This window comes from Amorphus orientalis (assembly GCF_030814015.1).
GTDB classification, from domain to species: Bacteria; Pseudomonadota; Alphaproteobacteria; order Rhizobiales; family Amorphaceae; genus Amorphus; species Amorphus orientalis.
The window spans coordinates 257,603-268,507 of record NZ_JAUSUL010000005.1 but is presented as its reverse complement, the minus strand read 5'-3'; the positions used below and the strand labels follow the sequence as shown (position 1 = coordinate 268,507).

General features: G+C 68.8%; 9 protein-coding genes. 5 read left to right on the top strand and 4 right to left on the bottom strand.

Annotated features, from left to right (window positions below):
* Positions 1-26 precede the first annotated feature (26 nt).
* A complete protein-coding gene (locus tag J2S73_RS19955; protein ID WP_306887447.1) occupies positions 27-1,118 on the top strand; it encodes a histidine kinase dimerization/phosphoacceptor domain -containing protein in 1,092 nt (363 codons plus the stop codon).
* Between the two features lie 41 nt (positions 1,119-1,159).
* A complete protein-coding gene (locus J2S73_RS19950) occupies positions 1,160-1,771 on the top strand; it encodes a LysE family translocator (protein ID WP_306887446.1) in 612 nt (203 codons plus the stop codon).
* A gap of 29 nt (positions 1,772-1,800) precedes the next feature.
* Here J2S73_RS19950 and J2S73_RS19945 read toward each other — a convergent pair whose 3' ends face one another.
* Together J2S73_RS19945 and J2S73_RS19940 are read right to left on the bottom strand one after the other, a co-directional pair.
* On the bottom strand, positions 1,801-2,316 hold the full coding sequence (locus J2S73_RS19945; protein ID WP_306887445.1) for a SixA phosphatase family protein: 516 nt from the start codon (positions 2,314-2,316) through the stop codon (positions 1,801-1,803).
* 4 nt (positions 2,317-2,320) lie between these two features.
* A complete protein-coding gene (locus J2S73_RS19940) occupies positions 2,321-3,166 on the bottom strand; it encodes an AAA family ATPase (protein WP_306887444.1) in 846 nt (281 codons plus the stop codon).
* Positions 3,167-3,395: 229 nt separating this feature from the next.
* Here J2S73_RS19940 and dksA point away from each other — a divergent pair, with 229 nt between their 5' ends.
* Complete coding sequence (dksA, locus tag J2S73_RS19935) at positions 3,396-3,812, top strand: RNA polymerase-binding protein DksA (protein ID WP_306887443.1); 417 nt, start codon at positions 3,396-3,398, stop codon at positions 3,810-3,812.
* Between the two features lie 203 nt (positions 3,813-4,015).
* Here dksA and J2S73_RS19930 read toward each other — a convergent pair whose 3' ends face one another.
* Positions 4,016-5,215, bottom strand: coding sequence for a flagellar biosynthetic protein FliO (locus tag J2S73_RS19930; RefSeq protein WP_306887442.1), 1,200 nt, complete (start codon positions 5,213-5,215; stop codon positions 4,016-4,018).
* 321 nt (positions 5,216-5,536) lie between these two features.
* On the opposite strand from J2S73_RS19930, the gene J2S73_RS19925 reads away from it, so the two are divergent.
* On the top strand, positions 5,537-7,777 hold the full coding sequence (locus J2S73_RS19925) for an ATP-binding protein (RefSeq protein WP_306887441.1): 2,241 nt from the start codon (positions 5,537-5,539) through the stop codon (positions 7,775-7,777).
* A 13-nt stretch (positions 7,778-7,790) separates the two neighbouring features.
* On the opposite strand, the gene J2S73_RS19920 is transcribed toward J2S73_RS19925, so the two are convergent.
* Positions 7,791-9,047, bottom strand: coding sequence for a DUF2254 domain-containing protein (locus tag J2S73_RS19920; protein WP_306887440.1), 1,257 nt, complete (start codon positions 9,045-9,047; stop codon positions 7,791-7,793).
* Between the two features lie 290 nt (positions 9,048-9,337).
* Here J2S73_RS19920 and recA point away from each other — a divergent pair, with 290 nt between their 5' ends.
* Entirely contained in the window at positions 9,338-10,429 is a 1,092-nt protein-coding gene (recA, locus tag J2S73_RS19915) for a recombinase RecA (RefSeq protein WP_306887439.1), read from the top strand.
* Positions 10,430-10,905 lie beyond the last annotated feature (476 nt).

Below are 10,905 nucleotides of genomic sequence, written 5' to 3'. Positions count from 1 at the left end.
GCTCCGGCGCAAACCGCGACCTCCCGATGAAAGCTTCCCTTCACCCCCGCGAATCCGAGCGCCTGAAGGTGCTTCACTCCTTCGAGATCCTGGACACGGATCCGGAGCAGGATTTCGACGACATCGCCAAACTCGCATCCGAAATCTGCGAGGTTCCGATCGCGCTGGTCGGCCTGGTGGACGCCGACCGCGAGTGGTTCAAGGCGGAGGTCGGGCTCAGCGTCCCCGAGACGCCGCTCAGCACGTCGATCTGCGCCCACGTGATCGTCGCGAACGACTTCGTGGAAATCCCCGACACGCTCGAAGATCCGCGCACACGGGACAATCCGCTGTGTTTCGGAAAGAACGGTCTGCGCTTCTATGCGGGCTCGCTGCTGATGACCGACGACGACCTGCCGATCGGAACGCTGTGCGTCCTCGATTACAAGCCGAACAGACTCACGCCGCTCCAACGCGACACGCTGCGCGTGCTCGCCCGGCAGGTGATGGCCCAGCTCGACATGCGCAGGGCGCTTCGGGTGGCGGCCACGCTGCGCCAGGAGGTGGATCACCGGGTCAAGAACTCGCTGCAGGCGATCTCGCCGCTGATCCGCATCCTCGACCGGCAGGCGCAGGCCGACGAGACCAGGGAAGCGTTGAGCACGGTCCGTTCCCGGATCGAGGCCGTGTCGGCGCTGCATGCCGAACTGCACCGGGTCGATGCGGGGCCGGTCATCCAGCTCGACCACTATATCGGCAATCTGGCCGGCCATTTCGGCCCCTCCGCGCCGCCCTGGGTGACGCTCGAACTGGACCTGAAACCGATCGAGGTCTCGTCCCGCCAGGCGGTCGCGGTCGGGACCCTGGTCAACGAATTCGCCGCGAATGCCTTCAAGCATGCCTTTCCTGACGGTCGCGAAGGCAAGGTGCGTATCGAGATCGGGCCGGCTGACGGAGGACGGGCCGTCCGTCTCGTCTGCCGGGACACCGGGGTGGGGATCCCGGCCGGCGCACCCACTGAGACCGGCGGCATCGGAATCAAGATCGCCCGCGTGATCTGCGCGGAGCTTCAGAGCGAGCTCAACATCAATTCGTCCAAAGGCGGGCTGGCAATCTGGCTGGAATTCCGTAAGGACTGACACGCGGCCGCTGCCGTTTCCCTTCGCACGGACATTCCTTCATGCTTCTCGACTACCTGCCTTATGCGGTCGCGCTGGCGATCGCGGCGGCGATCCCCGGACCCGGTATCGCCGCGAGCGTCGGCAAGGCGCTGGGCTCCGGCTTCCGGCCGGCGTTCTACTTCATGAACGGCCTGGTCCTGGGCGACCTGACCTACCTGACGCTGGCCGTGCTCGGCCTTGCCGCCATCGCGGATCTGTTCGGCGAGGTGTTCGTGGTCGTGCGCCTTGCCGGTGCCGCCTATCTGGCCTGGCTTGCCTGGCATTTCTGGCGCGCCGGTATCGATCCCGAGGCGGTCCACGCGCGCCAGGGGGCGGGCTTCTGGCCGTCCTTCCTGTCGGGTTTCACCATCACGCTCGGCAACCCGAAGACCATCATCTTCTACATGGCGCTGCTGCCCACGGTGGTGGATCTCCACTCGGTGACGGTGCAGTCCTACGGCGTCCTGGCCGTGGTGACGGTCGTGGTGCTCTATGCGGTGGTGATTCCCTACATCGCGCTCGCCAGCCGGGCCCGGAAGGTGCTGCGCAATCCGAGGGCGCTCAAGGTGATGAACCGCAGCGCCGCTGCGGCCATTGCGGGGGCCGCCGCAGTCATCGTCGCGCGGCACTAGCGCCTTTTGCGACCAGGGCGCGGCCGGCTCTAGCCGAGGTCCTTCGGCCGCATGAAGGCGGCGAGATGGCCGCTGGCCGCGGTGAGGTCGGCCCAGCGCGGCAGGTCGAAATCGATCACGGCGAGGGCGGCGGTCGGATAGTGGCCGATCATCTGCCCCATCAGCGCGCTGTCTCCGCTCTCCACGAGCCCGGCCGCAGTCTCCTGCATGCCGGGATTGTGCCCGATCACGAGAAGCGTGCCGGCGTCGCCGCCGGACTGGCGGACGGTCTCGGCGATCCGGGTGGAGGACGCGTCGTAGAGATCGTCGGTGATCGCGATGGACATCGCCGCGGAAAAGGCGGGCAGGATACCGGCGAGGGTCTCCCGTGCCCTCAGCGCCGTAGAGCACAGAATGCGGTCGGGCACGAGACCGAGGCGGGCCATGTGCCGCCCCATGAGCGGGGCGGCCTGCCGGCCGCGATCGTTCAGCGGCCGGGCGTGATCGGTCATCGCCGGGTCCGACCAGGACGACTTGGCGTGCCGCAGAAGCATCAGCTTCAGCATGAGGTCAGCGGCCCTCGCGCCGGGCCATGAAGGCGAGCCGTTCGAACAGGTGCACGTCCTGCTCGTTCTTCAGAAGCGCGCCGTGAAGCGGCGGGATCACCTTCTTGGGATCGCGCTCGGTCAGCACCGTCTCGTCGATGTCCTCGTTCAGGAGCAGCTTGAGCCAGTCCAGAAGCTCCGAGGTCGAGGGCTTCTTCTTCAGGCCCGGCACCTCGCGCACCTGGAAGAACACGCCGAGGGCTTCCTGGAGCAGGCGCTGCTTGATCCCGGGGAAATGCACCTCAACGATTTCGGCCATGGTGTCGGGGTCGGGGAAGCGGATGTAGTGGAAGAAGCACCGGCGCAGGAAGGCGTCGGGCAGGTCCTTCTCGTTGTTCGAGGTGATGATGACGATCGGCCGCCGGGCCGCCTTCACCGTCTCGCCGGTCTCGTAGACGAAGAACTCCATCCGATCGAGTTCCTGGAGGAGGTCGTTGGGGAACTCGATGTCGGCCTTGTCGATCTCGTCGATGAGGAGAACCGGCCGCTCTTCGGAGACGAACGCCTCCCAGAGCTTGCCGCGCTTGATGTAGTTGGCGATGTCGGACACCCGCGGATCGCCGAGCTGGCTGTCGCGCAGCCGCGACACAGCGTCGTACTCGTAGAGGCCCTGGTGCGCCTTCGTGGTGGACTTGATGTGCCATTCCAGCATCGGCAGGCCGAGGCCGCTCGCGATCTCCCGCGCCAGCACGGTCTTGCCGGTTCCCGGCTCGCCCTTGACCAGAAGCGGGCGTTCCAGGGTGATGGCGGCATTCACGGCAACGCGCAGATCCTCTGTCGCGACGTAGTCGGCGGAGCCTTCGAAGCGCATTCTCAACCTCGCAGATCGGGAGCGGCGGGATCCGTCTTGGGGCCGGATCCGTTTCGTCACGCATATACGATCCCCGAACCCCCGCAAACCTTTGCGCCGGCCGGGCGCATCAGGTGCGGTTCGAGGCGGCAACGCGCAAAGGATGTGAAAAGGCGCTCGCAATGCCGTTGTCGTTCGGGTGGGCCATCGCTATAAAGGCGCCGCTTTCAGCGCGTGCCGAGGACGCTTCATGGCGGTTGAGATCGACGTAGACTATCGACCCTCGGAGGACGAGCCGTTCATGAATGAACGGCAGCGGGCGTATTTCCGCAAAAAGCTGCTCGCATGGAAGGATGACATCCTGCGGGAGGCGAAGGAGACGCTCGAGCAACTCCAAGAGGACTCCAGCAACCATCCCGACCTGGCCGATCGTGCCTCGTCGGAAACCGACCGGGCGATCGAACTGAGGGCCCGGGACCGACAGCGCAAGTTGATCGCGAAGATCGACGCGGCGCTGCAGCGGATCGAAGACGGCAGCTACGGCTATTGCGAGGAGACGGGCGAGCCGATTTCGCTCAAGCGCCTCGATGCCCGCCCGATCGCGACACTCTCGATCGAGGCTCAGGAACAGCACGAACGTCGCGAGCGCATCTATCGCGACGATTGAGGCGAGACTGCCAGAGGGGCGACGGCGGGCCTAGGCCATGACCGTGCTCCCGACTGACGACGCGGCGGGCTCCGGAGGGAGTCCGGCCCTTTTTTTGTCCGGGGGCGTGCCGGGTGAGATCAGCCGGAACGTGGCCGATCGGTTCGTCCGGCCCGCTCCGCGATCCCGGGGGGACGACGGAGCGGGGCGGAAGCGAGCGTGGGTCAGCGGCTGCCGCCGACGCCCTTGAGCAGCCGGGCCATCTCGTCCTCGAGATCCAGGATGCCGTCGTCCTCGTCCGATTCGGAGGTCGACTCCTGAGAGGATGCCGACGGGTCGGACTCCGGGGTGGGCGCCGTGGGGTCTGCGGTCGGCGCGGACGGCGACACTGTCTGGCCCTGGGTTGGCTTGTCGGCGGCAGGGGTCTGCGCTTCGGCCGTTTCCGGGGCTGTCGCGGCGGCGTCCTGGCGCTCCTCCTGGGGCATCACGACCGTCGGCGCATCCTCTTCGGACCCGGATCCCTGTCCGGGAACCGGGACCGGCACGGGTGCGGGGCCCTTGGGGGCCGCCGTCGCCGCCGGTCGGGACGCGGTCGGGGTGGTCCGGGGCGCCATGCCGCGCCCGGCATCGGGTGCGGGGCTCCGGGTCGCAGACGGCGCACCGGCCGCGGAGCGCGGCGTAGCGCCCGGCGTTGATTCGGAGCGGGTCCAGCGGCTGGCGGCCTGTTCACTGCTGCGCGCGGCGCCGGCCGTCTCAGGCTTGCCGGCTTCGCGAAAGCGCCGGCGCGGATCGTTGGCAGGGTCGGTCGGGCGCTGCGGGCGCGGCTGGTCGGAGGGATCGGCACCGGTCTCGGCCTGGGGCTGGGGCACGGGGCGCGGTGCAAAGCTGCGCTGCGGGGATGCTGCCCTCCTGGCCTCGCCTTCGCGCGACGGTGCCCGGGCAGCCGGTGCGGGGCGGGCCCGCGGTTCGGGATCGGCAGCCGCCGGTGCGGCCTGCGGGGGGACGGCCGTCTCCGCCGGGGCGGCGGCCGCGGCGGGCGTCGGGGCCGGCTCTGCGGCCGCACCGTCCGCCACGGGCTCGAGGGTCCGCTCGCCCTGGGACCAGGTCTGATCGCCCGCGCCGGCGCGCAGGATGCTCTCCTCCACGACCACATCGGAGGGACCGCCGATCAGGATCAGATGCTCGACGTGATCGCGGCGCACCAGCACGAGGCGGCGCCGGTGATCGACCTCGGTCACGTCCATGACCGCGAGGCGCGGCTGCCGGCTGCGTTTGGGCCGGCCGAAGCGGCCGAAGCCGCTGTTGCGCGCGACCGTAACGATCGCCCAGACGATCGCCGCCAGGAGCGCAAGCGTCACCACGAAGCCGACGCCGCTCGCGAAGCCGGGTTCCAATCCGAACGTGGCCGAAAGCCAACCACCCATACCTACCCCCAATTCACTTCGAAGGACCGCCGCACGGACCGACATGGTCCCGCAGGGCCGGAAATTTCACAGACGACACTAGCCCGATTTTATCCACGGGCGATTGCGCGAGGCTGATCGACCGGGCCGTGTCCACCGCGGAGTCCGGCACCGGCGCCCCGACCACGGACTCGAAACCGCCGGATATCGGTTGTTTCCGGGCACATGCCGGGTGTCCGGTTAAAGAGGTTTCCGCCAGTCCTGGCAAATCCAGATTTGGGCGGAACGCCTCCGCGCGCTCGCCACAATCTGCCGCATCGTGTCAAGGAAGAACCGAATCACGTGATTCGGCCAGAGCGGGAATTCGCCATCGTGGACGAGATCGGACAGGCACCGGCCCGGTATTCGGGCATCGAACGGACGGCGGAAACGGTCGTGGCGGCGGCGTCCGTCGTTGCGGCCGCGGTCGTGGCGGGCGTGGCGCTGGTCGCGCTGGACGTTGCTCCGGCGACGGCGGCTTCGCTTGCCGGGCTGGGCGCGGTCGCCGGGACCGGCGGTCTCCTGTTCTGGCGCACCAGCGGCGGACGGGCGCGCCGCCGGGCCAACGCGGGCGGCGAGGTAATCGACGCGCTGCCCTATCCGGTTCTGGTGTCGTCGCGCGGCGGGCTGCCGCGCCGGGCCAACGCGGCCTATCACGCCATGAACCGCCGGTTCGGCTTCTCCCGCCTGGCGACGCCGCTCCGCTGGGCCGCGTCCGATCCCGATGCCGCCGCCGCGCTCTACAGGGCCGTGCGGCAGGCAGGCGAGGGCGAGCCGGGGCGGGCGCGCCTCACCCTCGGCCGGGCGGGGGAGGCGGAAAGCCTCGACATCCAGGTGATGCCGGCCGGACGGGCCTCCGACGGTCTGGTCTTTTCCATCCTGCCGGCGCCATCGACCGCCGCACCGGCCGAGCCGGCGTCGCTGGCGGCGATCTTCGACCGGATGCCGGTGGCGCTTGCGCTGGTCTCAAAGGACGGCGCGATCGCCGAGGCCACGCCCCGGTTCTGGCGGCTTCTGTTCGGCGGCGGGCAGGGCCGTGCCGAGGCCGACGCCGATCTGTGGCAGGCCGTGGCCGAGCCCGACCGCACCGCGCTGATCGGTGCCGTCACCCGGGGGACCGACGGCGAGGACCTCTCCGCGCCCATCGACGTGACGCTGGAGGGCGAGCCGCCCCGGGCGGTACGCCTCTATGTGGCGCCGTTCTCCGAGGACGGCACGGAGGCCGGCGGGGCCGGGCTCGCCATCGTCTACGCAGTCGACACCACCGAGCAGCGCGCGCTGGAGATGCAGTTCGCCCAGAGCCAGAAGATGCAGGCCGTCGGCCAGCTCGCCGGCGGCGTGGCGCACGACTTCAACAACATCCTGACGGCGATCATCGGCTTTTCCGACCTGCTTCTGATGAACCACCGGCCGACCGATCCGTCGTTCCAGGACATCATGAACATCAAGCAGAACGCCAACCGGGCGGCGGGGCTGGTCAAGCAGCTTCTGGCCTATTCCCGGCGGCAGACCCTGCGCCCGAGCCGGCTGCACCTGACCGACGTGCTGGCCGACCTGACCGTGATGCTGGACCGGCTGCTGGGCGAGAAGGTGACGCTGAAGGTGGTCCACGGCCGCGATCTGTGGCCGGTGCTGGCGGACGTGAGCCAGCTCGAGCAGGTGATCATCAATCTGTCGGTCAACGCCCGCGACGCAATGCCCGACGGCGGCGAGCTGATCATCCGCACCACCAACCTGTCGGCCGACGCCGTCGCGAAGATGGTCGACGACGGGATCGCCCCCGGCGACTTCGTGATGGTGGAGGTGGTCGACACCGGCACCGGCATGCCGCAGCACGTGATTGACAAGATCTTCGAGCCGTTCTTCTCCACCAAGGAGGTGGGGCGCGGCACCGGGCTGGGCCTGTCCACGGTCTACGGCATCGTCAAGCAGACCGGCGGCACGATCCTGGTCGACAGCCGGCCGGGCGAGGGCACGACCTTCCGCGTGTTGTTGCCGCGGGCGACGGCTGCCGCGGAAGCCGATCCGCTCGCCGGCGTGGAGAGCGGGCCGGCTTCGGCGGCGGAGACCACGCCGCTGGTGGCCGCCGATGCGGGGATCGATCCGGTGGGCGCCGTTGCGGAGCCGGCCGCGGCGCCCGAACCCGCCGCGGAAGACCTGACCGGCAGCGCCACCATCCTCCTGGTGGAGGACGAGGACACCATCCGCGCCTTCGCCGAGCGGGCGCTGTCGACGCGCGGCTACGTCGTGCATCAGGCGCCGACGGGCGAAGAGGCGCTGGCGCTGGCCCGGGAACTCGACGGGGAGATCGACCTCCTTGTGTCCGACGTGGTGATGCCGGAGATGGACGGCCCGACGCTGGCGGTGGAACTGCGCAAGCTCGCCCCCGACGTGCCGATCATCCTGATGTCCGGCTATGCCGAGGACGTCTTCTCGCGCACGCTGCCGGAGGATCTCGACTTCGCCTTCCTGCCCAAGCCGTTTGCGCTGAAGGCGCTGGCGACGGCGGTGAAGGACGCGCTGGAGGGCCGGTCGGCGGGCTGAGCCCCGCGCAGGGCTAGCCGCGGGCGGCGAGCGCGGCCTCGCGCACCCGCGCCTTTTCCTCCTCCAGATCCAGGGCCCGGTCGCTGCGGGCAAGCGCCAGCCGGGACTGCTCGCGCGCCACGGCGGCGAAGGCGGCGGGGTCGATCTCGGCGAGGCTGGCGAACGCCTTCTGAAGCTGGATCTGCACCTCGATGTGGCCGGCGCCGTCGCGGGCGATCGGCGAAAACACGTGGTCGAACAGCTCCTCCATCTCCAGCGCCGGCAGCCAGAGCCGGGGGTAGAGGATCTCCGCATCGGCCTGTGACGCCGCCTCCTGCTGCCAGCCGGCGAGGACGCGCACGGCCCGGCCGATGATGTCGATGGCGGTACCGGGGTCGTTGATGCCGGGCGACAGCGCCCGCGACGCGATCTCCGCCAGCACCGACAGTCCGAAGCGCGGGTCGCTGTCGTAGGTCCGCACGTCGCTGACGTCGAACGGGACGCGGAGGTCGGCCGCCGCCTCTTCAACGTCGCCGATCACGAAGGCGAGCGGGGCCTTCGGGTGGACGAAGCTTCCGGGCAGGGCCACCACATAGACGTCGAGCCCGTGGGTCTCGGCCACGTCCGACAGGCCCTTGGTGTCGACGTGGCGGACATAGCCGATGCGCCTGGCATGGACCGGGACGGCTGCGGCGGGGATGGCGTCCCGGCCGGTGAGCATGCGACCGCCCAGGCTCGGATAGTCCGCGAAGGTCCGGAACGCTGCGGCGGTGACGTTTTCGACCCGCTCGGTCGGTTCCTCGATCCGTCCGAGCCGCGACAGGTGATCGATCCAGCGCAGCATCGTGATGACGATGAGGAAGATCACCAGAAGCGTGACGGCGAACAGGATAACGCGGCCGCGATCGCCGTAGACGTCCGTGGACAGCGCGATGATGCCGACCAGGCTGAACAGGAAGGTGCCGATGAACGTGCCGAGGGCGTTCTGGGCGGTGGCATCCTCGAACAGCAGGCGGGTCGCCCGTGGCGTCACGTTGTTGGTGACCATCGAATAGTGGCTGACCATGACGCTCAGCGAGAACGTGGTCACCGCGAGCATGCTGGAGGCCAGGATGTTGAGAATGTCGTCGACGGCGTCGGCGCCGATCGTGGTCGGCATTTCGGGCGGGACGAACGGTGCGATGACGGTGGCAGCCAGCGCCGATACCACGGCCAGGACCGCGAACAGGGTGGCGCGCACCCAGAGCTTGCGGGTGAACTGGCGGAAGATCCATTGCCATTTCGAAAGCATCGAGCGTTCGTCCTTCCCCCTCGCGGGATCCCCGGAAGCGGGGCCGCGTCACCCTGCCGGGCGAACGCTCCACAGGCAAGTTGGGCGCCTACCGCCTGGGTCCAATGCGCGGCGGACGCCGGCGGTTCCGTTCGTTCCGGCCCGCGGGCGCCCAAACGCCGGGCTTTCGGAGCGCGCCGAAGGCGGAAAAATCGACGGCCCGAACGAGAACATATTGCGAACAGGAACAAAACAGGTACAATCGCGCCGTTGAAAAGCTTCCGGGCGTCGTGAGACATAGGAGACGACGAATGGCACAGGCGAATCTGAGACTGGTCGAGGGTTCCTCAATGGACAAAAGCAAGGCGCTGACGGCCGCGATCTCTCAGATCGAGCGGTCGTTCGGCAAAGGGTCGATCATGAAGCTCGGTCAGGGCTCGGCCGTCGAGGTCGAGGCGGTGCCGACGGGCTCGCTCGGGCTCGACATCGCGCTCGGGATCGGCGGGCTGCCGAAGGGCCGGATCGTGGAGATCTACGGACCCGAATCGTCGGGCAAGACGACGCTGGCGCTGCACACGGTGGCGGAATCCCAGAAGAAGGGCGGCATCTGCGCCTTCGTGGACGCCGAGCACGCGCTGGATCCGATCTATGCCCGCAAGCTGGGCGTCAACATCGAGGATCTGCTGATCTCCCAGCCCGATGCCGGCGAGCAGGCGCTGGAGATCGCCGACACGCTGGTGCGCTCCGGCGCCATCGACGTGCTGGTGATCGATTCGGTGGCGGCGCTGACGCCGCGGGCCGAGCTCGAGGGCGAGATGGGCGACCAGCTTCCCGGCCTGCAGGCGCGGCTGATGAGCCAGGCGCTGCGCAAGCTGACCGGCTCGATCTCCCGCTCCCACTGCATGGTCATCTTCATCAACCAGATCCGCATGAAGATCGGGGTGATGTTCGGCTCGCCGGAGACGACCACCGGCGGCAACGCGCTGAAGTTCTATTCCTCCGTCCGCCTCGACATCCGCCGCATCGGCGCGATCAAGGACCGGGACGAGGTGACCGGCAACCAGACCCGCGTGAAGGTGGTGAAGAACAAGCTGGCGCCGCCGTTCCGCGAGGTCGAGTTCGACATCATGTACGGCGAGGGCATCTCCAAGGTCGGCGAGCTGCTCGATCTCGGCGTGAAGGCCGGCATCGTGGAGAAGTCAGGCGCCTGGTTCTCCTATGACAGCCAGCGGCTCGGCCAGGGACGCGAGAACTCCAAGCAGTTCCTGCGTGACAATCCGGACGTGGCGGCGACCATCGAGTCCGCGATCCGGCAGAACGCCGGGCTCATCGCGGAGAAGATCGTCGGCGTGGCGGAACCGGACGCGGACGGCGACGAACCCGACACGGCCGCGGAGGGCTGACCAGCAACGCCAGCGAAAGTGGGCACCGGTTTCGCGTTCGGCGTTGCGGTAAACAAAAGCCAACGCCAGGAAAAGTGCACAGCGGTTTTCCGCCCGGGCGTTGCGGTAAAAAAAAGCCAACGCCAGCGAAAGTGGGAACCGGTTTCGCGGTCGGCGTTGCGGTAATGAAAGCCAACGCCAGGAAAAGTGCGGAGCGGTTTTCCGCCCGGGCGGCCGGTTTTTTCGCTCACACGAGGTCGCTGCGCTCATCGCTGTGCGGGCGCGGCCTGACCGGCCGGCGCGCGGTCGCGCGCTGGCTGCGCGGGCGCGGCCTGGTCTTTCGTGCCGGTCGCTCCGCTCCCCGCCAGCTGATCCTTCTCCCGGTCGCTCCGCTCCCCGCCAGTTGATCCTTGTCCCGGTCGCTCCGCTCCGCGCCTCTTGACCGGCCGGCGCGCAGGCGCCCGATGGTGGGTGCTGTCCGGCTGGTCCGGAGGTTG

Excerpts from the sequence above, each read along its gene's own strand:
- recA (WP_306887439.1), top strand. The coding sequence starts at position 9,338 with ATGGCACAGGCGAATCTGAGACTGGTCGAGGGTTCCTCAATGGACAAA.
- J2S73_RS19945 (WP_306887445.1), bottom strand. The coding sequence starts at position 2,316 with ATGCTGAAGCTGATGCTTCTGCGGCACGCCAAGTCGTCCTGGTCGGAC.
- J2S73_RS19950 (WP_306887446.1), top strand. The coding sequence starts at position 1,160 with ATGCTTCTCGACTACCTGCCTTATGCGGTCGCGCTGGCGATCGCGGCG.
- J2S73_RS19940 (WP_306887444.1), bottom strand. The coding sequence starts at position 3,166 with ATGCGCTTCGAAGGCTCCGCCGACTACGTCGCGACAGAGGATCTGCGC.
- J2S73_RS19920 (WP_306887440.1), bottom strand. The coding sequence starts at position 9,047 with ATGCTTTCGAAATGGCAATGGATCTTCCGCCAGTTCACCCGCAAGCTC.
- J2S73_RS19930 (WP_306887442.1), bottom strand. The coding sequence starts at position 5,215 with ATGGGTGGTTGGCTTTCGGCCACGTTCGGATTGGAACCCGGCTTCGCG.
- dksA (WP_306887443.1), top strand. The coding sequence starts at position 3,396 with ATGGCGGTTGAGATCGACGTAGACTATCGACCCTCGGAGGACGAGCCG.
- J2S73_RS19955 (WP_306887447.1), top strand. The coding sequence starts at position 27 with ATGAAAGCTTCCCTTCACCCCCGCGAATCCGAGCGCCTGAAGGTGCTT.